The sequence below is a fragment of the Streptomyces sp. 891-h genome, from assembly GCF_022760275.1.
Taxonomy (GTDB): domain Bacteria; phylum Actinomycetota; class Actinomycetes; order Streptomycetales; family Streptomycetaceae; genus Streptomyces; species Streptomyces spirodelae.
On the sequence record NZ_CP050693.1, the window covers coordinates 3,685,294 to 3,708,835 of the forward strand.

23 protein-coding genes are annotated in these 23,542 nt (G+C 72.2%); 6 read left to right on the forward strand and 17 right to left on the reverse strand.

Translation table 11 applies throughout. The annotated features are described in order from the left end of the window. Window positions 1-8 precede the first annotated feature (8 nt). The 6 genes from HC362_RS16020 to HC362_RS16045 all read right to left on the reverse strand — a co-directional run bounded on the left by HC362_RS16020 (window position 9) and on the right by HC362_RS16045 (window position 5,067). Entirely contained in the window at window positions 9-2,117 is a 2,109-nt protein-coding gene (locus HC362_RS16020; RefSeq protein ID WP_243084641.1) for a xanthine dehydrogenase family protein molybdopterin-binding subunit, read from the reverse strand. 51 nt (window positions 2,118-2,168) lie between these two features. After that, window positions 2,169-3,152, reverse strand: coding sequence for a xanthine dehydrogenase family protein subunit M (locus tag HC362_RS16025; RefSeq protein WP_243084642.1), 984 nt, complete (start codon window positions 3,150-3,152; stop codon window positions 2,169-2,171). Beyond that, complete coding sequence (locus tag HC362_RS16030) at window positions 3,149-3,745, reverse strand: 2Fe-2S iron-sulfur cluster-binding protein (protein WP_209268074.1); 597 nt, start codon at window positions 3,743-3,745, stop codon at window positions 3,149-3,151. Before HC362_RS16030 ends, HC362_RS16025 begins: the two co-directional genes overlap by 4 nt. Before the next feature lie 52 nt (window positions 3,746-3,797). Further along, on the reverse strand, window positions 3,798-4,307 hold the full coding sequence (locus tag HC362_RS16035) for a DUF664 domain-containing protein (protein WP_243084643.1): 510 nt from the start codon (window positions 4,305-4,307) through the stop codon (window positions 3,798-3,800). A gap of 76 nt (window positions 4,308-4,383) precedes the next feature. Further along, window positions 4,384-4,551 carry a DUF5670 family protein gene (locus tag HC362_RS16040; protein ID WP_209268076.1) on the reverse strand — a complete coding sequence of 56 codons (168 nt, stop codon included), beginning with the start codon at window positions 4,549-4,551 and terminating at the stop codon, window positions 4,384-4,386. Between the two features lie 66 nt (window positions 4,552-4,617). Further along, the gene (locus HC362_RS16045; protein WP_243084644.1) at window positions 4,618-5,067 is read right to left on the reverse strand and encodes a hypothetical protein; all 450 of its coding nucleotides are present in this window, start codon (window positions 5,065-5,067) and stop codon (window positions 4,618-4,620) included. A gap of 164 nt (window positions 5,068-5,231) precedes the next feature. Between HC362_RS16045 and HC362_RS16050 the strand changes: the two genes are divergently transcribed. Together HC362_RS16050 and HC362_RS16055 are read left to right on the forward strand one after the other, a co-directional pair. Next, window positions 5,232-6,476 carry a helix-turn-helix transcriptional regulator gene (locus tag HC362_RS16050; RefSeq protein ID WP_243084645.1) on the forward strand — a complete coding sequence of 415 codons (1,245 nt, stop codon included), beginning with the start codon at window positions 5,232-5,234 and terminating at the stop codon, window positions 6,474-6,476. 136 nt (window positions 6,477-6,612) lie between these two features. Beyond that, the gene (locus tag HC362_RS16055; RefSeq protein WP_243084646.1) at window positions 6,613-7,044 is read left to right on the forward strand and encodes a hypothetical protein; all 432 of its coding nucleotides are present in this window, start codon (window positions 6,613-6,615) and stop codon (window positions 7,042-7,044) included. A gap of 187 nt (window positions 7,045-7,231) precedes the next feature. Here HC362_RS16055 and HC362_RS16060 read toward each other — a convergent pair whose 3' ends face one another. Together HC362_RS16060 and HC362_RS16065 are read right to left on the reverse strand one after the other, a co-directional pair. Beyond that, window positions 7,232-7,819 (reverse strand): potassium channel family protein, encoded by a 588-nt coding sequence (locus tag HC362_RS16060; protein WP_243084647.1) that lies wholly within the window; start codon window positions 7,817-7,819, stop codon window positions 7,232-7,234. Between the two features lie 55 nt (window positions 7,820-7,874). Then, the gene (locus HC362_RS16065; RefSeq protein ID WP_243084648.1) at window positions 7,875-8,375 is read right to left on the reverse strand and encodes a MarR family transcriptional regulator; all 501 of its coding nucleotides are present in this window, start codon (window positions 8,373-8,375) and stop codon (window positions 7,875-7,877) included. Between the two features lie 89 nt (window positions 8,376-8,464). On the opposite strand from HC362_RS16065, the gene HC362_RS16070 reads away from it, so the two are divergent. After that, on the forward strand, window positions 8,465-8,632 hold the full coding sequence (locus HC362_RS16070) for a nuclear transport factor 2 family protein (RefSeq protein WP_243084649.1): 168 nt from the start codon (window positions 8,465-8,467) through the stop codon (window positions 8,630-8,632). 200 nt (window positions 8,633-8,832) lie between these two features. Here the strand turns inward: HC362_RS16070 and HC362_RS16075 are convergent, their stop codons facing one another. After that, a complete protein-coding gene (locus tag HC362_RS16075) occupies window positions 8,833-9,585 on the reverse strand; it encodes a FadR/GntR family transcriptional regulator (protein ID WP_243084650.1) in 753 nt (250 codons plus the stop codon). Between the two features lie 206 nt (window positions 9,586-9,791). Here HC362_RS16075 and HC362_RS16080 point away from each other — a divergent pair, with 206 nt between their 5' ends. Next, complete coding sequence (locus tag HC362_RS16080) at window positions 9,792-10,334, forward strand: gluconokinase (protein WP_243084651.1); 543 nt, start codon at window positions 9,792-9,794, stop codon at window positions 10,332-10,334. Window positions 10,335-10,389: 55 nt separating this feature from the next. Beyond that, window positions 10,390-11,793, forward strand: a complete 1,404-nt coding sequence (locus tag HC362_RS16085) for a gluconate:H+ symporter (protein WP_243084652.1) — start codon at window positions 10,390-10,392, stop codon at window positions 11,791-11,793. Between the two features lie 78 nt (window positions 11,794-11,871). On the opposite strand, the gene HC362_RS16090 is transcribed toward HC362_RS16085, so the two are convergent. The 8 genes from HC362_RS16090 to HC362_RS16125 all read right to left on the reverse strand — a co-directional run bounded on the left by HC362_RS16090 (window position 11,872) and on the right by HC362_RS16125 (window position 21,588). Further along, window positions 11,872-12,546, reverse strand: coding sequence for a response regulator transcription factor (locus tag HC362_RS16090; protein ID WP_279240107.1), 675 nt, complete (start codon window positions 12,544-12,546; stop codon window positions 11,872-11,874). After that, complete coding sequence (locus tag HC362_RS16095) at window positions 12,543-13,937, reverse strand: sensor domain-containing protein (protein WP_243084653.1); 1,395 nt, start codon at window positions 13,935-13,937, stop codon at window positions 12,543-12,545. Before HC362_RS16095 ends, HC362_RS16090 begins: the two co-directional genes overlap by 4 nt. Before the next feature lie 44 nt (window positions 13,938-13,981). After that, window positions 13,982-15,298, reverse strand: a complete 1,317-nt coding sequence (locus HC362_RS16100) for an ABC transporter permease (protein WP_243084654.1) — start codon at window positions 15,296-15,298, stop codon at window positions 13,982-13,984. Continuing rightward, a complete protein-coding gene (locus HC362_RS16105; RefSeq protein WP_243084655.1) occupies window positions 15,295-16,086 on the reverse strand; it encodes an ABC transporter ATP-binding protein in 792 nt (263 codons plus the stop codon). The genes HC362_RS16100 and HC362_RS16105 overlap by 4 nt, the downstream gene beginning before the upstream one ends. Before the next feature lie 260 nt (window positions 16,087-16,346). Continuing rightward, on the reverse strand, window positions 16,347-17,492 hold the full coding sequence (locus HC362_RS16110; RefSeq protein ID WP_243084656.1) for a magnesium and cobalt transport protein CorA: 1,146 nt from the start codon (window positions 17,490-17,492) through the stop codon (window positions 16,347-16,349). A gap of 98 nt (window positions 17,493-17,590) precedes the next feature. Continuing rightward, window positions 17,591-18,931: an NAD(P)/FAD-dependent oxidoreductase gene (locus HC362_RS16115; RefSeq protein ID WP_243084657.1), complete on the reverse strand. Its 1,341-nt coding sequence runs from the start codon at window positions 18,929-18,931 to the stop codon at window positions 17,591-17,593. 134 nt (window positions 18,932-19,065) lie between these two features. After that, window positions 19,066-21,153 (reverse strand): PhoX family phosphatase, encoded by a 2,088-nt coding sequence (locus tag HC362_RS16120; RefSeq protein WP_243084658.1) that lies wholly within the window; start codon window positions 21,151-21,153, stop codon window positions 19,066-19,068. Window positions 21,154-21,366: 213 nt separating this feature from the next. Next, window positions 21,367-21,588, reverse strand: coding sequence for a hypothetical protein (locus tag HC362_RS16125; RefSeq protein WP_209268089.1), 222 nt, complete (start codon window positions 21,586-21,588; stop codon window positions 21,367-21,369). A gap of 341 nt (window positions 21,589-21,929) precedes the next feature. On the opposite strand from HC362_RS16125, the gene metG reads away from it, so the two are divergent. Beyond that, window positions 21,930-23,540 carry a methionine--tRNA ligase gene (gene metG, locus HC362_RS16130; protein WP_243084659.1) on the forward strand — a complete coding sequence of 537 codons (1,611 nt, stop codon included), beginning with the start codon at window positions 21,930-21,932 and terminating at the stop codon, window positions 23,538-23,540. Window positions 23,541-23,542 lie beyond the last annotated feature (2 nt).

Below are 23,542 nucleotides of genomic sequence, written 5' to 3' on the forward strand. Positions count from 1 at the left end.
CTGCCGGCTCACTCCACCAGCAGCACTCCCACCCGGTCCGGGGTCAGCGGCAGCTCCCGGTAGCGGCGGCCGGTGGCGTGGTGGACGGCGTTGGCGATGGCGGCCGGGGTGCCGACGATGCCGATCTCGCCGATGCCCTTGCCGCCCACGGGGTTGAGGTGCGGGTCGTGCTCCTCGATCCAGTGCGCGTCGATGTCGGGGACATCCGCGTGCGCGGGGACGTGGTAGCCGGCCAGGTCCTTCTCGACGAAGCCGCCGAGCGCCGGGTCCAGCGAGCTGTGCTCGGTCAGTGCCATGCCCAGGCCCATCGTCATCCCGCCGATGAACTGCGAGCGTGCCGTGCGCGCGTTGAGGATGCGGCCCGCGGCGAAGACGCCCAGCAGCCGCCGCGTCCGCACCTCGCCGGTGACCGCGTCGACGGAGACCTCGGCGAATACGGCGCCGAAGGCGTGCCGTGCGTACTCCTCCTGGGACTGGACGTCGCTCGTGGTGTCGACGGTGACGATGCTGCCGCCCGACTCGCGCAGCTCCCGGCACGCCTTGTGGACGGCCCAGCCCCAGGAGGCGGTGCCCGAGGAGCCGCCGGCCAGCGGCGCTGTGGGCAGATCGCTGCTGCCGACGTCGATCCGGACGGCGTCCAGCGGCACACCCAGCTCCTCGGCGGCGATCTGGGCGAGGACGGTACGCGCCCCGGTGCCGATGTCGGTGGCGTTGACCCGTACGTGGTAGGAGGGGTCCGAGCCGTCGCCGAGCGCCTGGACGGACGCTGTCGAGGGGGCCACCAGCACCGGATAGGTGGACGCGGCGACGCCGGTGCCCAGCAGCAGGTGGCCGTCGCGGCGGGTGGCGGGGCGCGGGTCGCGGCGCTCCCAGCCGAACCGGCGGGCGCCCTCGCGCAGGCAGTCGGCGAGGTGGTGGCTGCTGAACGGCTTGCCGCTGTCGGGTTCCCGGTCGGGGATGTTGCGCAGCCGCAGCTCGACGGGGTCGATGCCGAGTTCGGTGGCCACCTCGTCGACGGCGCACTCCAGCGCCAGCATGCCGGAGGCGTCGCCGGGCGCGCGCATCCAGGAGGGGGTGGGCACGTCCAGCGCGACGACCTGGTGACCGGTGCGGATGCCGTCGGCGCCGTACATCACCCGGGACGGTACGGCGGACTGCTCCACGAACTCGGTGACGGTCGAGGTGTGGGTGATCGCCTCGTGGCCGAGCGCCGCCAGCGTGCCGTCTTCGCGGGCGCCGATCCGCAGCCGCTGGATGGTGGGGGCACGGTGGCCCACCACGGAGCACAGCTCGCGGCGGGGCAGTACGACCTTGACGGCGCGCCCGGTGTGCCGGGCGCCCATAGCGGCGAGCACCACCTGGGCGCGCGGGGTGCCCTTGGAGCCGAAGCCGCCGCCGACGTGCTCGGCGACGACGGTGACCTGCTTGGGGTCGAGGCCGAAGAGCGCGGCCAGCGTCTGGCCGACCAGGGTGGCGCCCTGGCTGGAGTCGTAGGCGATCAGATGGCCGCCCTCCCACACGGCGGTGGCGGCGTGCGGCTCCATGGGGTGGTTGTGCAGCGGGCTGAGGGTGTAGGTGAGGTCGAAGCGGTGCGGGGCTGCCGCGTACTCCGCGTCGAAGTCGCCGGTCTCCCGGTCGCCGGGGTAGCCGCCGTTGGCCTGCTCGGGGTGGTAGAGCTCCGGGTGGTCGGCGCTCACCAGGCTGTCGTGCGGCTCCTCGGCGTAGCTGACGCGCAGCGCCCGCGCCATCTCGCGCGCCGTCTCCAGCGTCTCGCCGACGGCCAGCGCCACGTACCAGCCGCGGTGCGGCACCCGCGGGGACTGGAGCAGGTGGAGGGTGGGGTCGTCGGGCTCGCCGAGCCGGGGCGCGTTGTCGTGGGTGAGGACGGCCAGCGCGCCGGGCAGCGCGAGGGCTTCGCCGTCGTCGATGCCGGTGACGCTGCCGCGCGGCACGGCCGCCGCGACAGGCCAGCCGTAGGCGCAGTGCGGCGGGGTGTGCTCGGCGGCGTACCGCGCCGTTCCGGTGACCTTGGCGCGGCCCTCGCGGCGGAGAGCGGGGGAGCCGAGGACGTGCTGCGCCGTCGCGTCGGTGCGGGTGGATGTGTCGTCTACAGCCATCGTCCTCGTCGTCCTCGTCCTCGGTCGTCGTCCTCGGCGTGCCGGCGGCGGTCAGGCGGTCAGGTTGGTCAGCAGCTGGACCGCCACACTGCGGGCCAGCGGCACCTTGAAGGCGTTGTCCGACAGCGGCCGGGCCGCCTCCAGTTCGGCGTCCACGGCACGGGCGAAGCTCTGCGGCTCGGCCCGGGAGCCGATCAGCGACTCCTCCGCGGTACGGGCCCGCCACGGCCGGTGCGCCAGCCCGCCGAACGCGAGCGTGGCGTGCCGTACGGTGCCCGCGCCGTCCAGCGCCACGACGACGGCGGCCGAAGCGAGCGCGAAGGCGTACGAGGCGCGGTCGCGGGCCTTGCGGTAGGCGGCGCGGGCGCCGGCCGGCACCGGCGGAAGGGTGACGTGCGAGATCAGCTCGCCGGGCCGCAGGACCGTGTCCCGCTGCGGGGTGTCGCCCGGCAGCCGGTGGAACTCGGCGACGGGCACCGTACGGACCCCTTCCGGGCCGAGCACTTCGACCTCGGCGTCGTAGGCGGCCAGGGCCACGGCCATGTCGGAGGGGTGGGTGGCCACGCAGTGCTCGGAGTGGCCCAGCACGGCCATGTCCCGGTTGACGCCCCGGACGGCCGAACAGCCAGAGCCGGGCTCGCGCTTGTTGCAGGGCGCGGTCAGGTCCTGGAAGTAGGGGCAGCGGGTGCGCTGGAGGAGGTTGCCCCCGGTGGTGGCCTGGTTGCGCAGCTGTCCGGAGGCGCCCGACAGCAGCGCCTGGGAGAGCGCCGGGTAGTTGCGGCAGACGGAGGGGTGTGCGGCCAGATCGCTGTTGCGCACATTGGCGCCCACCCGCAGGCCGCCGTCGGGGGTGGGTTCGATCTCGTTCAGCGGCAGCTTGGAGACGTCGATGAGGTGCTCGGGCGTCTCGACACCGAGCTTCATCAGATCCACCAGGTTGGTGCCGCCCGCCAGGAACCGCGCGTGGGGCTGCGCCGCGTACGCGGAGACGGCCTCCTCGGGGGTGGTGGCGCGCTCGAAGGTGAAGGGCTTCATGCGGACACCCCCTCGGTACGGCGCGCGGCACCGTCCGTACGGCGCAGGGTCTGCTCGGTGACGTCCTCCAGCGCCTCGACGATGTGCGGGTAGGCGCCGCACCGGCAGATGTTGCCGCTCATCCGCTCCCGGATCTCGTCCCGGTCGAGCTCGGCGGGCGCCCCTGTGGCCCGCTGCAGCACCGAGCCGGGGGTCGCGTGCGACGGGTGGCCCTCGGCGGCCTCGCACAGCATGCCGACCCCGGAGACGATCTGGCCCGGCGTGCAGTACCCGCACTGGAAGGCGTCCCGCTCGTGGAACGCCTGCTGCAGCGGGTGCGGACGCTCCTCGTCGCCCAGCCCCTCGACGGTGGTGAGATGCGCGCCGTCGTGCGCCACCGCCAGCAGCAGACAGCTGTTGGCGCGGCGCCCCTCCAGCAGCACCGTGCAGGCGCCGCACTGGCCGTGGTCGCAGCCCTTCTTGCTGCCGGTCAGGTCGAGCTGTTCGCGCAGCACGTCCAGCAGGGTGGTTCGGTGGTCGACGGTGACGGTGTGCGCGGTGTCGTTGACGTGCAGGGTGACTGTTGAGCTGGTGGCGGTGCGCTGGGGGATCACAGGGCGCGCCTCTCTTCGGCTCGGCTGCTGGATCGGTTTCGGTCGGTCCGGCTCAGCGGCGCTCCAGTACGCCGCGCAGGAAGGCCGCCTGACCGACGTGCTGCATGGTGTCGCCGATGACGCTGACGAGGCGTACCCCGAGCGAGACCGGCGGGTCCCACGCGTTGTCGACGATGCGGTCGAGCGACCGGGAACTGAGGGTGTCCAGATAGTTGAGGGTCTGTTCGTGCACCGCGTCGTGGTACTCCAGCAGCGGCTTCGGCGAGTCCACCCGGACGGCCGCCACGTCCTCGGGCGCATGGCCGAATCCGGTGTCGTCGGAGGGCAGCGGCAGCCCGAACCGCTCCTCGAACCCCTGTGCGTGCCAGACCTGCTCCGTGCCTGCGGCGTCGGCGAGATGGTCGTCCTGCACCCGGGTGAGGTGCCAGATCAGCCAGCTCACGCTGTTGCTCCGCGGCTCGGGCTGCTCGTTGAGGTGCTTCTTCCTGATGCCGCGCAGAGCGGAGTGGACCTCGCCGTTCACGCGGGTGAAGGCGTCCGTGAGGAGGGCGGTTGTGTCCATGTTCGCGACCTTACGACCCATCGGAGCGCGTGTTGCGTACTTCGCCCCTGCCCCCTCGTGGGGGCAGGGGCCTCGCCTACCAGCGGTACCAGCGTCCGCGCCGGCCACCGACCGTCGGCCGTACGAGAAAGCCGAGCAGCCACAGCACGAGCACGATCACCGCGATCCACCACAGCGCCTTGAGGGCGAACCCGGCGCCGAAGAGGATCAGTGCGAGCAGCAGTACGAGCAGCAACGGACCCATAGCTGTTCACCTCCACCGCCCGGGTGCCCCTGCCGCTCCGCTCCAATCCGGGGGCGCACCCCGGCCTCAGATCGGCACGATCAGCCGGGCCTTGCCGCGCTGGGAGGCGTAGTCCAGGGTCTGCCAGGTGCCCGACTGGGTGCTGGTGCCGACCGGGAAACCGATCACCATGCCGGAGCGGTCCACCATCCACCGGTTGCGCGCCAGATACGCGGCGTCGTCCAACGGGTCGGCGCCCAGCTCCGCGACCTCCGCGATGCGGTCCCAGGCGCGGTTGACCGCCTTTCTCGCCTCCGGCGGCTGCTGGTCCAGCGTGCCGGGCACGGCGACGGTGAGCCACGCGCTGGTCTCGTCCGCCAGCCAGGTCAGCGCGAGGCTGTCGATACCGCGATCGCCGCCGAGGTAGAAGTGCGCGTCCTGAGCGAACGGCGCCAGATACTCCGCGAAGAGCTGCGTGTAATACGCGGGGTCATGGTGCCCCGCCGTACGGCTTCCGGTGATGGTGACGGTGCGCATCGTCAGTGCCTGCCCCTGTCCCTGACTCAGTGGCTCTGGACGGCCCTCCACCCGTGAGCGATCCCTCGCAAGGCCGCTTGGCATCCTCGCACGGGGCGCTGACAGATTCTTCGCGTGAGAGCTCCCGCCGGTAGCGTGGAGTTGTCCACGTGTGGGGGTGTGCGATGCACGAGGGGTTCGAAGCCAGCATCGGTGACCGGCTCGGGCGGCTCCGTACGCGGCACGGGCTGACGCAGGAGCAACTGGCGGAACTGGCCGGGGTGTGTGTCGACACCGTCCGGAAGCTGGAGCAGAACAGGCGTCAGACCGCGCGCATGGCAACGCTCAACCAGCTCGCGCGGGCGCTGGATGTCGACGTGTCGGTGCTGGTCGGTTCGCCCGTCACGTTCGAGGCGCGGCCGGACGGCAGCGCGCCCTCGGTCCTCGCGCTGCGGCGGGCGGTGTCGCCGGTCGCGGACCTGATCGGCGCACCGGCCGACGAACCGGACCGGGAGGAGCCGGAGGAACCGCCGACCGTCGGCGCCCTGCGCGCCTCCCTCCGGGCGACCGAGGGCACGCGCCGCGCGGGCCGAATGGGCGAAGTGGGAGCCGTACTTCCGCAATTGATCCGCGACGCGCGCGCCGCTGTACGCGCGTACGAGGCGAGCGAGCGGGACCGCAACGCGGCATACGCGGTACTCGCCGAGGCCTACCAGGTGGCCGCGACCACCCTGACCGCACTGGGCAACCCGGACGCCGCCTTCACCGCAATGGAGCGGGCCACGGTCGCGGCCCGCCGCGCGGGCGATCCGCACTTGGAGGCGATCGGTGCGGCGACGCTGGCATGGGTCTTCACCAAGCAGGGGCGGCTGGAGGACGCCGAGCGCGTGGCGCTGGCCCAGGCTGACCGCATCGAGCCGACGTTCCGCTCCCAGCCGGTCGACCTTTCCCTGTGGGGCATCCTGCTGCTGCGGGCCGCTACGGCTCTCGTCCGGCAGGGCGAACGCCAGTACGACCGCGTGGAAGAGCTGCTGCGCATGGCGACAGCGGCGGCCGCCGGCATCGGGAGGGACCGGCTCGACTACGCCACGCCGTTCGGCCCCACCAACACCGCCGTCGCCAAGGTCAACTTCCAGGTGGAGATGGACCGTTGCGCCCCGGCCCTCACCACCGCCCGCACCGTGCCCGACCTCGCCTCCCTCCCGCCCACCTGGCGCGCCCGGTTCCACGTGGATCGCGCCCTCGCCCACGCCGCCCTGGACCAGGATGAGGCCGCCACGCACGCCCTGCTCATCGCCGAGCGGGACGCCCCCGAATGGATGCGCTACCACGGCACCGCCCGCCGTCTCGTCTCCGACCTCCACACCCGCGAACGCCGCCGCACCTCTCCTCTGACGGAACTGGCCGACCGGCTGCACGTCGAGCGGTAGGACACCACGTCCCAGCCCGGCGCCGAACTGGCACACAGCGTCACTGGGCGGGCCCGCCGCGTAACCGTACGGTCGCGGTTCGTACGGCGGCACCAGCACCGCGCGGTGCCGCGCCCACGGACACGGGACGGCCACCATGACGCACCCCTCGCACAGCACCAGCACCAGCACCAGCACCAGCACCAGCACCAGTCACCCCGAACTCGACACCCCGTGGTCCCCACCGACGCACGCGCCGTTCGCGCTCATGCCCGTCGGCGTGTGGTGGGACGCCGTGCGGGTTCCGTACGCGCGGGGGTGGGGGGTGATCAAAGAGCTGGGGGAGGCGTGCGGCGGCGTCGTCGGCGACCCGTACCGCTCGTGGCTGTACTGGCTGGTCCCTCCCGGGGGCGGGGAGTTTCCGGCGCGGGGCGGCGTGGTGCGGCTGTCGGTCGCCTGCTGGCTGCCGGTTCCGGCACCGCACCGGACGGGGCCGCCGGGGCCGTACTGGGCTGTGCCGTACGAAGGGCTGACCGAGCCGGCGCGGTTGGGGGCGGCCCTCTCCGGCGAAGCGGAGGCGGCACGGTGAGTGAGCTCGTCAGTGCCGGGTACTGCCTGCCGTGCGGGCAGTGGTGTGCGGAAACCGTTGTAGTGGCGCTCGTGCATGTGAACTCGGGGCCCGGGCGGGCCGTCGCGGCCTGCTTGCCGCATGCCCGTCAGTACGCGGCCTACCCACTGGCCCCGCAGTGGCTGCGGGACGACCTCGCGGAGGTGGATCAGCCCTGAGGCCTCCGCCCCCTCCTGCGCGGCGGACGGCTCGCGGCGGTGCGGCGGAGTTTGCCGGTCAGGGAGGTGGCGGCGGCGGTGAGGAAGACCAGGGTGTAGAGGATCTGGAGCAGGATGAGCAGCCGCGCGGACTGGCCGCGTGGCTGGATGTCGCCGTAGCTGAGGGTCGCCAGGGTCAGGAGCGTGAAGTAGAAGGCGTCCAGCCGGGTGCGCAGCCCGTGGAACTCGCCCGGGTCGTGCGAGATGACGAAGTACGCCGAGGAGAACACCAGCACCGACAGGCACATCAGGGACACCAGGGCGACGACCGTTCCGGGGCGGTCGAACAGGGCGTCGCGCATGTGCTTGAGGAGCAGTACGGCGATGGCGGTCAGCAGCACGATCAGCACCGTCCAGCTCAGTACCGGCCGCTCAGGGCCGAGCACCCGTGCGGGCAGCAGGAAGTAGGCCGCGAACAGGACCGCGACGCCCGGTCCCAGCAGCAGCCAGGCCCGGGTCGACGGCTCCCCGCGCGGCCGGGACGGTTCGTCCGGCTGGGACGGTTCGTCCGGCTGGGACGGCCCACCGCTTTCCGCCATGGGCCCATCGTCGCCACCCGCGCGCCTGTGCGCGCCCTGGCGGGGCCCGGAAGCGTCAGCGGTGGGACGGTTTGCGGCCGGGGCGGCGGTGGGGCGGGGTGGCGGAGGCGCGGATCTCCTCGGCGGCGGCGCGGTAGGCGGGCGCCGCGCGGGCGAAGTAGTCGAACAGGAGCTCCCGCTGTTCGGGCGTGTAGCCCTCCAGCAGTTCGCCGATCCGGCGGCGGGCGGGTGCCACGGTCTCCTCGATCGCGGGGAACGTCTCGGCCGCGGGCTCGACCATCACGCGGCGGCGGTCCGCCGGGTCCGGTACGCGGCGGACGTAGCCGGCGCTCTCCAGGCGGTCGATCAGCCGAGTGGTGGCTCCGGTGGTCAGTCCGGTGCGGGCGGCGAGGTCGCCGGGGGTCATCCGGCCCGCCAGGGAGACCACGCTGAGCGCGTACCACTCGGTGGCCTGGAGCCCTGCGGCTTCGGCACCGGCCATCCCGTGCAGGCCGACCGCGTCCAGGTACTGGCGGAAGACCACATGCGGGTGGGCGGGTGCCTCGTTGTCGGCCATGGCTGGCGAACCCCCTCGATTACCTCTGCTTCCATGCAGATACTTCCTGCGAGCAACTTCTGCTGGAGCTTAGCCAATGGGAGGAAGCCATGGCCACACCCGACGACCGCACCGCGATCCACGAGGCCGTCGCCGCACTCGGCGACGCCTGGGACAGGGCCGACGCGGACGCATACGGCGCGCTGTTCACGCAGGACGCGGACTACGTCACCTACGTCGAAGAGCCCTCCCTGATCCCTGCCGCGCAGCGGAAGTGAGGGGACGCCCCTCAGGGGCGCGGGGAACTGCGCGACGAGCCACGACGCTCCCGCAGCCTGCAGACGGCCTCCAGGGGCAGCCCCTCATCGCCCATTCCGCGCACCCCGCACGGGGCTGCGCTTGCCCACCCTGCTCCCCCAGACTCCGTCCGGGAGGTACCCCCAGGCGCAGACTGCCCAAGCGCAGAGGAACGCATCGCTCACGGCGCCAAGACGTCCAGCTCTGCCATGGCGTCCTCCGTGATGGTGCGCATTATGCGCTCCGCGCGGGCGCCGTCACGCTCGCGGACGGCCTCGGCCACCTGGACGTGCAGGGTGACAGCCTCCTGGCGGGGGTCGCTGAACATGACGTCGTGCTGGGTGCGGCCGGTGAGGACGGCCGCGACGACATCGCCGAGACGGGCGAACATCTCGTTGCGAGAGGCGCGCAGCACGGCTCGGTGGAAGTCGATGTCGTGCACGAGGTAGTTGTCGAGCTGTCCGCCGCGTGAGGTGGCGACCATGCCCAGCGCGTGCTCGGTCAGCGCGGCGCACTCCTCGGGGGTGGCCTGCTCGGCGGCGAGGCGGGCCGCGACCGGTTCGACGGCGGAGCGCAGCACCGTGAGGGAGCGCAGCTGGCGGCCCCGGTCGGCGCCGGCCAGGCGCCAGGTGATGACCTGCGGGTCGTAGACGTTCCACTGCTCGGCCGGCAGCACGGTGACCCCGACCCTGCGCCGCGATTCCACCAGGTGCATGGACTCCAGCACCCGTACGGCCTCGCGCGCCACGGTGCGGGAGACCTCGTAGCGGGCTGCCAGCTCCTCGGTGAGCAGGACCGTGCCCGGCGGGTACTCACCCGCCGTGATCGCGGGGCCCAGCGAGGCGAGCACCCTGCCGTGCAGTCCGCGCTCACGCCCCGACGCCGCCCCCCGGCCCTGCTCCGAGCCCTCGGCGCCCTCGTCCTGGCTGGTCATGCGTCTCCCCGGTCGTTTCCGCCCCTCCCCGTGCGCTCGGCGAACGCCCGGGACATTCAGCCTACGTGCTACTCGTCACGGCAATTAAGTATGACTAATTGGTTACCAACTATTGAATACGTGTGACCTATGGGGTTGAGTGTCCTCCGCGCCGAGGTCGAGGTCGATGAGGACGGTGAGACGAGGTGCGGAGGCAGCGCAGTGACATGACCGCTCGGAACGCGGTCGTGGTCGTCATGGGAGTGGCGGGCACCGGCAAGACCACCGTGGGGCGGCTGCTCGCCGAGGCGCTCGGCGTGCCGTACGCCGAGGCGGACGCCTTCCACCCGCCCGCCAACGTCGCCAAGATGTCCGCCGGCACGCCGCTCGACGACACCGACCGGGCACCCTGGCTCGATGCGATCGGCGCCTGGGCGCACGGCCGCGAGGGCCGCGGCGGGGTCGTCAGCTGCTCGGCGCTCAAGCGCGCCTACCGCGACCGGCTGCGGGCCGCCGCACCCGGGATCGTCTTCGTGCACCTCACCGGCGACCGGGCGCTGATCGGCCGCCGGATGGCGGAGCGGGCCGACCACTTCATGCCGGTCGCGCTGCTGGACTCCCAGTTCGCGACCTTGGAGCCGCTGGCGCCCGACGAGCCGGGCGTCGTCATCGATGTCGCTCCCGGCCCCGAGACCGTCACCGAGCAGGCCCTGGACGGGCTGGCGTCCCTCTCCCATCCGCATACCGTCCAGTCGGTCGGCAACTACTGACCCCCACCCACCCCCCACCGACAAGAAGCCCATCCACCGCGAAGAAGGAAGAGCCGTGCGCCATCTCAGTGCCGAGATGCTGGCCGCGGGGTCGCAGCAACCGGACCCCATCACGTCCGCCGGCAACGCCCAGTTGGGGATCGCCGCCCTGGTCGGCATCGCCGTCATCGTCGTTCTCATCACCCGGTTCAAGCTGCATGCGTTCCTCGCGCTGACCGTCGGCACCCTCGCACTGGGCGCCACGGCCGCTGCGCCGCTGGACAAGGCCATCGCGAGCTTCACCACAGGACTCGGGGACACCGTCTCCGGCGTCGGCGTGCTCATCGCGCTGGGCGCCATCCTCGGCAAGCTGCTCGCGGACTCAGGGGGCGCCGACCAGATCGTGGACACGATCCTGGCCAGGGCGAGCAAGCGCAGCATCCCCTGGGCGATGGCGCTGATCGCGGGCATCGTCGGGCTGCCGATGTTCTTCGAGGTCGGGCTGGTGCTGCTGATCCCGGTGGTGCTGCTGGTGGCCAAGCGGGGCAACTACTCGGTGATGCGGGTGGGCATTCCCGCGCTCGCCGGGCTCTCCGTGATGCACGGGCTGGTCCCGCCGCACCCGGGCCCGCTCGTCGCCATCGACGCGATGAACGCCAACCTGGGCGTGACGCTGGCCCTCGGCCTCGTCGTCGGCATCCCCACCCTCGTCGTCGCCGGGCCGCTGTTCGGCAAGGTGGCGGCACGCTGGGTGGACACCACCCCGCCCGAAGGGGTCGTGCCCGAGCGCGCCACCACCGAACTGGACCGGCGCCCCGGCTTCGGCTCCACGCTGACGACGGTGCTGCTGCCCGTCGTCCTGATGCTCGCCAAGGCGCTCACCGACATCGTCATCGACGACCCCGAGGACACCGTGCAGCGCGTCATGGACGTCGTCGGTGACCCGATGATCGCGCTGCTGGTGGCCGTGCTGGTCGCGATGTTCACCCTCGGACGGGCCGCGGGCTTCACCAAGGACCGGATGTCCTCCACGGTGGCGAGCTCACTCGGCCCGATCGCGGGCATCCTGCTGATCGTCGGCGCGGGCGGCGGCTTCAAGCAGACGCTGGTCGACGTCGGCATCGGCCAGATGATCCTGGACCTGTCCAAGGACTGGTCCATACCCGCGCTGCTGCTCGGCTGGCTCATCGCCGTCTGCATCCGGCTGGCGACCGGCTCCGCGACGGTGGCCACGGTCTCGGCCGCCGGACTCGTCGGCCCCCTCACCGCCGGTATGTCCACGACGGAGACGGCACTGGTCGTACTCGCCGTCGGCGCCGGGTCGCTGTTCTTCAGCCACGTCAACGACGCCGGCTTCTGGCTGGTCAAGGAGTACTTCGGGATGAACGTCGGCCAGACGGTCAAGTCCTGGTCGGTGATGGAGACGATCATCTCCGTGGTGGCGCTGGTGCTGTTGCTGCTGCTGTCGCTGGTGCTCTAGCAAGCTGTAGCGCCGTCAGCAGGCGATCACGGACCGGGAGGGCGCCCCTTCAGCGGGGGCGTCCTCCCGGCTTTCCAGCTACTCGCGGCTTTCCAGATAGTGGAGCACCGCCTGGACGCGGCGGTGGGTGGCGGTCGTCCGCGGGATCTCCAGCTTGTCGAAGAGGGTGGCCGTGTGCTTCTCCACCGCCCGCTGGGAGATGCCCATCCTCGCGGCGATGGCCGCGTTGGTGAGCCCCGCCGCCATATGCGCGAGGGTCTCGTACTCGCGCGGGGTCAGCGCCGCAGGCGTGGGGCGGGCCCGCAGCAGCCGGGCGATGACGTCCGGATCGAGCGCGGTGCCGCCGTCCACCACCCGGTGCAGCGCGGCCACGAACTCGTCGACGTCCAGCACCCGGTCCTTGAGGAGATAGCCGATTCCGGCAGCGCCGTGGGCGAGCAGCGTGTGCGCATAGCTGGTCTCGATGTACTGCGAGAACAGCAGGATGCCCAGACCGGGGTGGCGGCGGCGCAGCTCGGCCGCGGCGCGCAGCCCCTCGTCGCGGTGCGTGGGCGGCATCCTGATGTCCGCGACGACGGCGTCCGGGCGGGTGCGGTCCACGGCCGCCAGCAGCGCCTCCGGGTCGCCGACCGCCGCGGCCACCTCCAGGCCCCGGTCGGTGAGCAGCCCGACCATCCCCTCCCGTACGACGGCCGCGTCCTCGGCGATCACCAGGCGGAGCGCCCGCCCTGTCGAGGTCGTCGTGGTCGTCACGTGGTCGTCTCCCCCTGTGCTCCGGCGGACTGTGCTGCGGCGGACTGTGCTGCGGCGAACGGCAGCCGGACCGTCGCCGTCGTCGGGCCGCCGGGCGGGCTGTCGAGGGCCAGCGTGCCGTCCACGGTACGCACCCGCTCCGACAGGCCGCGCAGCCCTGACGAGCCGCCCGGTGCGGGTGGGGCAGCGGCCGCCCCGCCCCGGCCGTCGTCCTCGACGGCCAGCACCAGCACGCGGTCGTGGGCTCCGCCTTCGGTGGCTTCGGTGGCTTCGGGGCCTTTGCTGCCTTCGGTGCGGGCACTGACCACGACGCGGTCGGCGTGCGCGTGCCGGGCCGCGTTGGTCAGCAGCTCGGCCGCGCAGAAGTAGGCGAGGGTCTCGACCTCCTCGGGCGGGCGCGGCCCGGACAGCAGTTCGGTGTGCAACTCCACCCGCAGCGACGGGGACTCGATGTCCGAGCGGAGGGAGGCGAGGGCGGGCGCCAGCCCCTTGTCGAGGACCGGCGGGTGGATACCGCGTACGAGATCGCGCAGCTCCCCCAGCGCGGTACGGGCCGTCCCCAGCGACTGCTCCACCAGTTCGCGGGCCTTGGCGGCGTCGGCGGGGGACGGCTCGGGTGCCCGCAGCGCGTCCTTGGCCCTTGTCAGCGCCATGCCCAGCGCGATGAGGCGGGCCTGTGCGCCGTCGTGCAGATCGCGTTCGATACGGCGCAGGGTGGCGGCGGAGTCCCGTACGGCCAGTGCGCGGGTCTCCTCCAGGTCGTGCACGCGTTCGGCCAGCTCCTCCCGGCGTTGCGGGGTGAGGAGCGTACGGGCCAGCAGCCGGACCAGCGCGGTCAGTTGGCGCCCCGCCCAGCCCGCCGCCACCAGCAGCACCAGTCCGGCACCGGCAACGGCCAGCGCCCGGGGCCAGGTGTCCAGCGGGAACGTGCCGGTGAGTTCGAGGCCGCGGTGCCCGTTCTGCCCCACGGCACGGAACCACACCGGGTACGACAGCAGCGCCAGCCCGTACAGCCGGACCGGCAGCTGAACGGCGAAGAGGAGCACCCCGAGGGGCGCGCCGACCACCACGTACGCCGCACCCCGCCAGGCCGCGGCGTCGTGCGCCGCGCGCAGCGGCCGCGGCCGGGGCGGCGCCGGTACGTCCTCGTCGAGCAGCCCGCGCAGCAGCACCCGGTGCACGGCCGACAGCCCGCGCACCCCCGTCAGCACGAGGGAGAGCACCGGCGTCCCCGCGCGGGTCACACACAGGGCCGCGCCCAGGGCGAGCAGCGCCAGCGCCGGTACGCCCAGCAGGGCGGGGAGCACGCCAGCGAGGGCGTACGCCACCGCTCTTCGCGCCCCGCGGGTGGCGGGAACGCCGAGGCGATCGAGGGTTGCTGTCACAGTCACGAGGGCGCGTCCAGTCGGAATCGCGGCGGGCAGGTCACAGGATCTCACCCCGGTGCCCGCCGCAGCTGGCCCGGCAGCGGGGCCAGGGTGGCGGCCAGGGCCAGGGCGAGCACTCCCGCGCCGATGCCCGCCCAGGTGGCCGGCGGCAGCGCCGAGAGCGAGGCACCGGCGGCGTCGCCCAGTGGCAGCGTCACCGCGAGGGCGACGCCCGCACCCGCGCCGAAGCCCGCACAGGTGACGGTCGCGGCCTCGGCCACCAGCATCCGCAGCACCTGCCAGGACCCGGCACCGATCGCGCGCAGCAGCGCGACCTCGCGGCGGCGTTCGACGCTGAGCAGCACCAGGGTGTTGGCGGCGGCGCACGCGGCGAAGGCCGCGTAGAGGACCGTCGCGAACAGATCGACCCACGACGGTTCGGCGACCGCCTCCAGCGCGGCCAGCTTGACCATCGTGAACGCCACCACCAGCGCGACCGGCGTGATGGCCGACGACAGCCGCCGGGAGGCCGCGCGCGCCTGCACGAACGCCAGTTCGGCGGCAGCGCCGCCGCCCAGCGCGCGCGGAGCCGTCAGCAGCCGTACCGGCACGGCCAGCGCCCTGGCGGCCGCTTGCGCGATCGCGGGCCCGGCGCAGCCGACCCCCACCAGATGGGCGAGCAGCACCAGCGGCAGGTGCTCCCCCACCTCCTCGCGCGGCCCAGCCGCGGTGACCGCCGTCAGTACGGCGGCGCCCACCAGCGCGAGGACGGCGCCGACACCGCGCACCACCCCGGTGACCGTCACACCCCGCCGGGCTCCCGCCGCATCGCCGAGCGCCTCCACCGGGCGGGCCCGCGCGGCGCGGTGCGCGGCCAGCAGACCGCCGAGCTGCGAGGTCACGAACAGCACGCCGCCCGCCGCCAGCGCGGGCGGCAGGCCGACGGTGAGCGGAACGCCGGGCGGCAGCAGCCCGTGCGCGGCCATCCCGTCCCGCCAAATGTGCGCCAGCAGGAAGCCGAGTCCGTACCCGACGGGCAGCGCGGGCAGCGCCGTGCACAGCGCCTCGGTGGCGACCGTGCGCCGGATCTGCCAGGGCAGCGCACCCACCGCGCGCAGCACCGCGTTCTCCCGCGCCCGCGCGGCCACGGTCAGCGCCATGACCTGCGCGATGACGAAGACCGACAGATAGACGGTCACCACGGTGAACCCGGCACCCATCGCACCGACCGCCTCCCGCGCCTGGCCGGGCGGGAGTCCGGAGGCCGTCCGCAGCATGGCGACCGAGGCGGTGACGACGGTCGCGGACAGTACGAGCACGGAGAACACCCCGGCGAAGGCGCTGGGCCTTGCCCGCACGGATGCGCGGGCGAGTCCGGTGGTCATACGGCCACCTCGGTTCCCGACCGGGCCAGCGTCCGCATCCGCCCCGCGATGTGCGCGGCGGCCGTTCCCCGTACGGGGCCGGCCGGGAACTCGTCCACGAGCAGGCCGTCCGCCAGGAACAGCACCCGGTCCGCGTGGGCTGCCGCCGCCGGGTCGTGGGTGACCATCAGCACCGTGGCACCCAGCTCGTCCACCGACTCCCGCAGCAGCGCCAGCACTTCCTCGGCCGTCGTCGGGTCGAGCGCCCCGGTGGGCTCGTCCGCGCAGATCACCTCCGGCTCGGTGACCAGCGCCCGCGCGAGGGCGACGCGCTGCTGCTGGCCGCCGGAGAGTTCGGCGGGCCGCCGGTGGGCGCGGTCGGCGAGGCCGACGCGGGCCAGCGCGGCGCCGGCCGCGTCGCGGGACCTTCGGGTGGGGCCGCCCGCGAGGCGCAGTGGCAGCGCCACGTTCTGCTGCGCGGTCAGCGCGGGGAGGAGGTTGAAGGACTGGAAGACGAAGCCGATCCGCTCCCGGCGCAGCCGCGTCAGGGCGCGGCGGCCCATCCGGGTCAGCTCCGTTCCGGCGATCCGTACGCTGCCCGCCGTCGGCCGGTCGAGGCCGACGGCGCACTGGAGCAGTGTGCTCTTGCCGGAGCCCGAGGGGCCCATCACCGCTGTGAAGCTGCCCCTGGGGAGCTCCGCGTCGACGCCGCGCAGGGCGTGGACGGTGCCCTGGCGTCGCCCGTAACGCCGGGTGACGCCCCTGAGGGCCAGGGCGGCCCCATGCGATTCCCTTGCCATGTTCACCATGCTGGTGACGCTACGAATCGCGGGCCGCCGCAACGAGGGAGCTCGCACCCCCGGTGACGGTACGGAATTACCGAACCCTGCATGGGGGGCTGCGCTTGCCAGCCCTGCTCCCCCAGACTCCGTCCGGGAGGTACCCCCAAGGCGCAGACTGCCCAAGCACAGCAGGGGGGTGCCCCTTCAGGGGCGCGGGGAACTGCGCGACAAGCCACAAACAACCCGCAGACTGCAACGGCGAGCAAGGGGCAGCCCCTCGCCAGCCCTCACAGCCAACCGTTCCGGCGGAAAGCGCGGTACATGCCTACGCAAATGACAGCGATCAAGACCAGCGTCAGCGGATACCCGAACCGCCAGTGAAGCTCCGGCATGTGGTCGAAGTTCATGCCGTAGATGCCGCACACCATCGTCGGGACGGCGACAATGGCCACCCACGCACTGATCTTCCGCATGCCCTCGTTCTGCGCTGTGGAGACCTGCGCCAGATGGGCCTGGAGTATGGAGTCCAGCAGCGCGTCGAAGGAGGCGAGCTGCTCGGTGACGCGGGCCAGGTGGTCGGCCACATCTCGGAAATACTTGCGTATCTCGGGATCGATGAGGCGGTTCGGGCGGTCGGACAGCAACTCCAGCGGCCGGGCCAACGGCAGGGTCGCCCGCTTGAGGCCGAGCAGTTCGCGCTTGAGCTGGTAGACCCGCGCGGTGCCGGAGCCGCCGCCGCTGCCGCTGCCTCCGAACGGGGCCTCGGAGGCGAAGACATCGCTCTCCAGGTCGTCGATGTCGGTCTGCAGCTCGTCCGCGACCAGCAGATAGTCGTCCACGACGCGGTCGGCGATCGCGTGCAGCACCGCCGCGGGGCCCTGTGCCAGCCGCTCAGGGTCGGCCTCCAGCTCCTCGCGCAGCGGGCCGAGGGAGCCGTGCCTGCCGTGCCGTACGGTGATCACGAAGTCGGCGCCGGTGAAGACGACGATCTCACCGGTGTCCACCACCTCGCTGGCGGTGGGCACTTTCTCGCGCTCCACATAGCTGACCGTCTTGAAGACGGCGAACATCATCTCGCCGCTGAACCACTCGGCCTTCGGCCGCTGGTGCGGCTCCAGGGCGTTCTCCACGGCGAGCGGGTGCAGCCCGAAGAGTTCCGTGATGCCCTCGAACTCGGCCTCCGTCGGCTCGTGCAGCCCGATCCAGACGAAGCCGCCCCGGTCGTCCCCGCTGCCGTCCCCCCGGACGCAGGCCAGCGCCTCCTCGATGCCGCACTCCGCCATCAGCCGGGTGCCCTCGCGGTCGTAGGCCGCGCAGCTCACCACGGAGGTGCCCAGCGGCGAGCGCGCCGGATGCGACAGATCCACCACGGGGCGCGGCACACGCGGCCGCACCACCCTGCGCAAGCTGCGCACCACCGGCACCGCGGGCATGGGGGCTCCTCAGGCTCCTGATCGTTTCCCGGTCATCCCCAACTGTGCCCGCAAATCGCGTCCGGATGCGCATCCCACACCCGGCCGCCGCGAGGTTCTCACGGCGTCAGCTCGCGGGCCCGTTCCTGGGTGAGGTAGGCGTCCGTGGCCTCCATGTCCTGGAGGGTGGCGGGGCGGCGGGAGAGGAAACCGGTGCGCAGGAAGTCGTCGCCGGTCAGCGCGTTGAGGTTCCAGTTCGCCACCGTGCGGGCCTTGGCGGTGAACGTGGGCAGGGCCATCAGGTGGTAGCCGCGCGCGATGACCTGCGCGGGGAACCCGGAGAACTCGTACCCCAGCGGGCGGGCCACCGCGTCCATGCCGCCGAGGTCCACGACCAGGCCCAGGTCCTTGTGCCGGTAGGGCGTCATGGGTTCGCCGCGCAGCGCGGCGACCAGGTTGCGTGCCATGTGCTTGCCCTGCCGGCCGGCGTGCTGCGCGGTGGGCGGACACACCGCGCCGCCGACCTTCGTCAGGTCGGGCACGGCCGCCGCGTCACCCAGCGCGTAGACGCCCGGGTGGCCAGGCACCGTGAAATCGGCGTTGACGACCAGCCGCCCCTTGATCGTCTCCGCGTCCAGGGTGCCGATCAGCGGGCTGGCGGCGACGCCCGCCGTCCAGATCAGGGTGCGGGAGGGCAGCACCCGGTTGTCGGTGAGGGTGATCCGGCGCTCCTCCGCCTTGGCGACGGAGACCCCCAGGGAGACGTCGGTGCCGCGCTCGCGGAGGATCTGCTGGGCGCGCCGCCCGAGCTTGGTGCCGAGCTCGGGCATCAGCTTGGGCGCGATGTCCAGCAGATGCCATTTGATCAGGTCGGGGTCGAGCCGCGGATAGCGCTTGGCGGCGGAGTTGGTGAGCCGCTGGAGGCAGGCGACGGTCTCGGTGCCCGCGTAGCCGCCGCCGACCACGACGAACTGCAGCCGCTCCTTGCGCTCCTGCTCGTTGCTGCTGGCCGCCGCCAGGTCGAGCTGGGCGATCACATGGTCGCGTACGTACGCCGCCTCGGCCAGGGTCTTCATACCGCGCGCCTGCTCGTTCAGGCCGGGGATGTCGAGGCTGCGGGTGACGCTGCCGGGGGTGAGGACCAGCCGGTCGTAGCGCTGGTTGACGGTCTCGCCGCTGATCAGCCGGATCACACACATCCGGTTGTGCGGGTCGATGCCGATGACCATGCCCGGGATGATGGAGGTCCGGTGCACCAGCCGGCGCAGCGGTGGCGCGACCGACTGTGGGGTGAGCACTCCGGCCGCGACCTGGGGCAGCAGGGGGAGGTAGAGCTCGTAGCTGGCGGGGGTGACCAGACTGATCTCGGCCTCTTCGGGCCGCAGACCACGCTCCAGTCCGCGTGCGCACTCGACTCCGGCGAAGCCGCCGCCGACGATCAGAATCCTGGTTCGCTCCATGGCTGCACCCGCAACGGTTCGAGTCCTCTGTCCCCTTTGCACTCCTTGCCGTCTTTAACCCTGGCATGCGGGTGCGGACGCCGCCACCGCGCGCGGTGGCGGCGTCCGCACATGCCCCGGTGCTCGCGGAGCGGCTACCGCCCGACGCAGGACCCGTCCTCCGGCCACACAGCCACCACCGCCGGACGGACATACGTACCCGGACCATCCGGCCAGGTGGACGCGGGCTTCTCCACCGAGGCCCCGTCCACCTCCCCGGGGTGCTGCACGGAGACCAGCACCCGACGGTCCTGCACCAGCGGACCGCAGGTCTCAGCCCCCGTCGGCACGGTCAGGAATTGCCGCACCTCACCCTGCCGCGCCCCCGCCGTGGCGACGCCGAACAGCCCGTCGTGGGAGCCGAGCTTGTTGCCGTCCGTGGAGATCCACAGGTTGCCGAAGTCGTCGAAGGTGACATTGTCCGGGCAGGAGATCGGGCTGACCTGGTCCTTGGGGAACCCGCCGAAGTAGGTGCCCGGGTCCTCGGGGTCGCCGCAGACCAGGAAGAGCCGCCAGGAGAAGGCCCGCGAGGTGGGATCGTTGTGCCGCTCGGTGAGCTCCAGTACCTGACCGTGCTTGTTGGCGTTGCGCGGGTTGGCCTCGTCAGGGCCCGGCTTGCCGTCCTTGCCGCGGTCGGTGTTGTTGGTCAGCGCCACATACACCCGGCCGGTGCGCGGGCTGGGCTCGATGTCCTCGGGGCGGTCCATCTTGGTGGCGCCGGCCTTGTCGGCGGCCAGCCGGGTGAAGACGTACACCTCCTCGGCCGTCATGCCCTCCACGAAGGACCGGTCGCCGCTGGCCAGCGGAATCCACCTGCCCGCGCCGTCGAACTCGCCGTCCTCGGGCAGCGTGCCCTTGCCGTCGATCTCGTCGGCCGGGCTGTCGCCGGCCAGCTTGGCGACATACAGGGTGCCCTCGTCCAGCAGCGACATGTTGTGGCGGCGGTCCTCGGCACTCCTCCCGCGCCGCATCGTCTTCTTGGAGACGAACTTGTAGAAGTAGTCGAAGCGCTCGTCGTCGCCCATGTAGACGACCGCGTGCCCGTCCCTGGACAGCCGCGGCTGGGCCGCCTCGTGCTTGAAGCGGCCGAGCGAGGTGTGCTTGCGGGGCGTGGAGTCGGGGTCGTACGGGTCCAGCTCGACCACCCAGCCGAAGCGGTGCACCTCGTTGGGCTCCTCGGCCAGGTCGAAGCGCGCATCGAACTGTTCCCAGCGCCGCTCACTGGCCCCGCCCGTGACGCCGTAGCGCTTGAGGGTGGCGGCCCGCTCGGGGTCGGTCACCTTCTCGGCGTTGGCGAAGTACTGGTTGAAGTTCTCCTCGCCGGAGAGCACCGTGCCCCAGGGTGTGGTGCCGCCCGAGCAGTTGTTGAGCGTGCCCAGCACCCGGCGCCCGCGCGGGTCGGCCTTGGTGCGCAGCAGCTCGCCGCCGGCCGCCGGGCCGGTCAGCTCGAACGGCGTGGTGGCGGTGATCCGGCGGTTGAGCGGGTGGCGCGGTACGGCACGCAGCGCGCCGGTACGCCGCTCGCCTGTGACGGCGACCACGGACAGGCCGTGCGCGGCCCAGGCGATCTCCACCTGCTCGCGGGTGGGCTTCTCCGGGTCGTACCCGGCGAACATCAGCTCCTCGTCGGTGTACTCGTGGTTGGCCACCAGGAGCTGGTCGGCGCCATGGCTGCGGTGCCGGGAGCCCAGCGGCAGCAGCGTGAGGAAGTCGTTGTTGTAGCCGAACTGCCCGGCCTGCGCCTTGGCGCTCTGCCGCTCCGGGTCGAAGTCCGGCGCCCCGCGCAGGATCGGCTCACCCCACCGGATGACGATGTTCTGCCCGTACCCCTCGGGGACGGTGACCTTGTCGGCGGTGTTCGGCGCGACCGGCTCGAACCGCAGGCCCTTCGCCGCCCTTCCCGTCCTGCCGTGCTTGTGGCCCTTGCCGGCCGGTACGGCGGCCGCGGCCGACTCGGCACCGGGACCGGTCAGCCCGGTGCCCACAGCGGCGGCGGCGCCGACGACGGCACCGGCACGCAGCACCGACCGGCGCGAGAGGGCACGAGCGATGACGTCGCCCACGTACTCGTTCGAGCTGGTGTTGGGCACCTCGTGGAAGCAGGCGTCGCCGCAGCGGTAGCGGCAGGTCATCGCTGATCTTCCCGTGGGGTGCGAGGTGAGCAGCGGGAGCGGCTTTCGCATCGTCGTTCCTCCGGTCTTGTACGCCGTACGCCGCCGTGACGCTATGGGCACGGGTACGCGGAGGAACGACCTTGGGGTGAACCGCGGGTGAATACGTTGCCCCTGCGGGCTTGCCGCGCCGGGGAGGGGGTGCCACTGTCCCGCCGTTGCGAGCTGCGGGTGTCCTGTGGCTTGTCGCGCCGTTCCCCGCGCCCCTTACGGGGCGGGGCGGGGCTACTCGTCGAACGCGAGCCGCATGGCCTCCGCGTGGGCGATGGTCTCACCGATCCACTCCGGGGCGAGCGAGGTCTTCGCATAGTCACGGGCACAGGGCAGGCACGCGTACGCGCTGCCGCCGGGCCCGGAGCCCGTCTCGATGATCGCGATCAGGGCACGGTGCCGCACCGGCAGATCGCAGCGGCAACACGTGCCCGGGTTGGGCCCCTCGGAGTGCACGCTGCCACCTCCTTCGCCGTCACTGTCGTCGCTGGACCGCCACATTGCACACGACGCGCCGGTCTCATCACCGTGCGTCGCCCCCTCGGCGGAGCAGCCCGTGCCTCGGTCAGCGTCCCCGTCAAGGGGCCAACGCTCAGCCCACGCCGTATCGTGCCCGCCTCACGCGCGGGATTGAGCGTTCGTCGCCGTCTTCGTGCACGCATGTAGCCGTTCGATGACTGTTGTTCTTCTCCTGCGACCGCCACCCACCAGGGGTGATCCACCACTCGTCGCCTTGACGCCGCGTGGCCGGAAACGGCGCGGGGAAACGGGTGGCACACGGCCGATAGGATTCGGGTATGGCGGCCACTGGATCAGAGCAGACGGGACCTGGGACGTACTACGTCTCGACCCCCATTTACTACGTGAACGACGCTCCCCACCTGGGCCACGCCTATACGACCGTCGCAGGCGACGTGCTCACCCGCTGGCACCGCCAGCGCGGCGAGAAGGTGTGGTACCTCACCGGCACGGACGAGCACGGTCAGAAGATCATGCGCACCGCGGAGGCCAACGGGGTCAGCCCGGGTGAGTGGTGCGACAAGCTTGTCGAGGAGTCCTGGAAGCCCCTCTGGAAGCACCTGCGGATCGCGAACGACGACTTCATCCGCACCACCGAGAAGCGGCACACCGACCGCGTCCAGGAGTTCGTCCAGGACCTGTACGACCGCGGTGAGATCTACCAGGGCGGCTACGAGGGTCCGTACTGCGTGCCCTGCGAGGAGTACAAGACCTACGGCGAACTCCTCGACGGAGAGGGAGAGTACGCGGGCCAGAAGCTGTGCCCGATCCACAAGAAGCCGGTGGAGATGCTCCAGGAGGAGAACTACTTCTTCAAGCTCTCCGCCTACGGCGAGAAGCTGCTGGCGCACTACGAGGCGAACCCGGAGTTCATCCAGCCCGAGTCGGCGCGCAACGAGGTCATGCAGTTCGTCCGGCAGGGCCTGGAGGACCTGTCGATCTCCCGCTCCACCTTCGACTGGGGCATCAAGATCCCGTGGGACGACAAGCACGTCATCTACGTATGGGTCGACGCGCTGCTCAACTACGCCACCGCCGTCGGCTACGGCTCCGACCCGGAGAAGTTCCAGGAGACCTTCCCCGCCGATGTGCACCTGGTGGGCAAGGACATCCTCCGCTTCCACGCGGTGATCTGGCCCGCGATGCTGATGGCCAACGGGCTGCCGCTGCCCAAGCGGGTGGTCGCCAACGGCTGGCTGATGGTCGGCGGCGAGAAGATGTCCAAGTCCAACCTGACGGGCATCTCGCCGCACGAGCTGACCGACCACTTCGGTGTGGACGCCTACCGCTGGTACTTCCTGCGCGCCATCGCCTTCGGCCAGGACGGCTCCTTCTCCTGGGAGGACTTCTCGGCCCGCTACACCAGCGAGCTCGCCAACGACTACGGCAACCTGGCCTCCCGGGTGGCGGCCATGGTCGGCAAGTACTTCGAGGGCTCGCTGCCCGAGGCCCTGGCACCCGGCGAGGCCGAGCAGGCCATCGCCGACGGCCTGGCCAAGGCGGCGCGCGAGGCGGACGAGCGGATCGGCGAACAGCTCGACTTCGCGGGCGGTATCGCCGCGATCTTCGACTTCATCAAGCAGGTCAACGGCTACCTCACCGAGCAGGCGCCGTGGAAGGTCGCCAAGGACACCTCGGCGGACGCACAGGCCCGGCTCGCCACGATCCTCTACACCGCCGCCGAGGCGCTGCGCGCCTGCGCCGTTCTCCTCAACCCTGTGATGCCCGACTCCAGCGCCAAGCTGTGGGAGACCCTGGGGGCCGAACCGGCCCTCGGCCCGCTGGCCGAACAGCGCCTCGCCGACGCCGGCACCTGGGGCAAGCTCCCCGCCGGCACGACGGTCACCAAGGGCGCGGCGCTCTTCCCCAGGCTGGAGGAGACGAAGTAGGG

Excerpts from the sequence above, each read along its gene's own strand:
- HC362_RS16020 (WP_243084641.1), bottom strand. The coding sequence starts at position 2,117 with ATGGCTGTAGACGACACATCCACCCGCACCGACGCGACGGCGCAGCAC.
- HC362_RS16025 (WP_243084642.1), bottom strand. The coding sequence starts at position 3,152 with ATGAAGCCCTTCACCTTCGAGCGCGCCACCACCCCCGAGGAGGCCGTC.
- HC362_RS16035 (WP_243084643.1), bottom strand. The coding sequence starts at position 4,307 with ATGGACACAACCGCCCTCCTCACGGACGCCTTCACCCGCGTGAACGGC.
- HC362_RS16040 (WP_209268076.1), bottom strand. The coding sequence starts at position 4,551 with ATGGGTCCGTTGCTGCTCGTACTGCTGCTCGCACTGATCCTCTTCGGC.
- HC362_RS16045 (WP_243084644.1), bottom strand. The coding sequence starts at position 5,067 with ATGCGCACCGTCACCATCACCGGAAGCCGTACGGCGGGGCACCATGAC.
- HC362_RS16050 (WP_243084645.1), top strand. The coding sequence starts at position 5,232 with ATGCACGAGGGGTTCGAAGCCAGCATCGGTGACCGGCTCGGGCGGCTC.
- HC362_RS16055 (WP_243084646.1), top strand. The coding sequence starts at position 6,613 with ATGACGCACCCCTCGCACAGCACCAGCACCAGCACCAGCACCAGCACC.
- HC362_RS16060 (WP_243084647.1), bottom strand. The coding sequence starts at position 7,819 with ATGGCGGAAAGCGGTGGGCCGTCCCAGCCGGACGAACCGTCCCAGCCG.
- HC362_RS16065 (WP_243084648.1), bottom strand. The coding sequence starts at position 8,375 with ATGGCCGACAACGAGGCACCCGCCCACCCGCATGTGGTCTTCCGCCAG.
- HC362_RS16070 (WP_243084649.1), top strand. The coding sequence starts at position 8,465 with ATGGCCACACCCGACGACCGCACCGCGATCCACGAGGCCGTCGCCGCA.
- HC362_RS16075 (WP_243084650.1), bottom strand. The coding sequence starts at position 9,585 with ATGACCAGCCAGGACGAGGGCGCCGAGGGCTCGGAGCAGGGCCGGGGG.
- HC362_RS16080 (WP_243084651.1), top strand. The coding sequence starts at position 9,792 with ATGACCGCTCGGAACGCGGTCGTGGTCGTCATGGGAGTGGCGGGCACC.
- HC362_RS16100 (WP_243084654.1), bottom strand. The coding sequence starts at position 15,298 with ATGACCACCGGACTCGCCCGCGCATCCGTGCGGGCAAGGCCCAGCGCC.
- HC362_RS16105 (WP_243084655.1), bottom strand. The coding sequence starts at position 16,086 with ATGGTGAACATGGCAAGGGAATCGCATGGGGCCGCCCTGGCCCTCAGG.
- HC362_RS16110 (WP_243084656.1), bottom strand. The coding sequence starts at position 17,492 with ATGCCCGCGGTGCCGGTGGTGCGCAGCTTGCGCAGGGTGGTGCGGCCG.
- HC362_RS16115 (WP_243084657.1), bottom strand. The coding sequence starts at position 18,931 with ATGGAGCGAACCAGGATTCTGATCGTCGGCGGCGGCTTCGCCGGAGTC.
- HC362_RS16120 (WP_243084658.1), bottom strand. The coding sequence starts at position 21,153 with ATGCGAAAGCCGCTCCCGCTGCTCACCTCGCACCCCACGGGAAGATCA.
- metG (WP_243084659.1), top strand. The coding sequence starts at position 21,930 with ATGGCGGCCACTGGATCAGAGCAGACGGGACCTGGGACGTACTACGTC.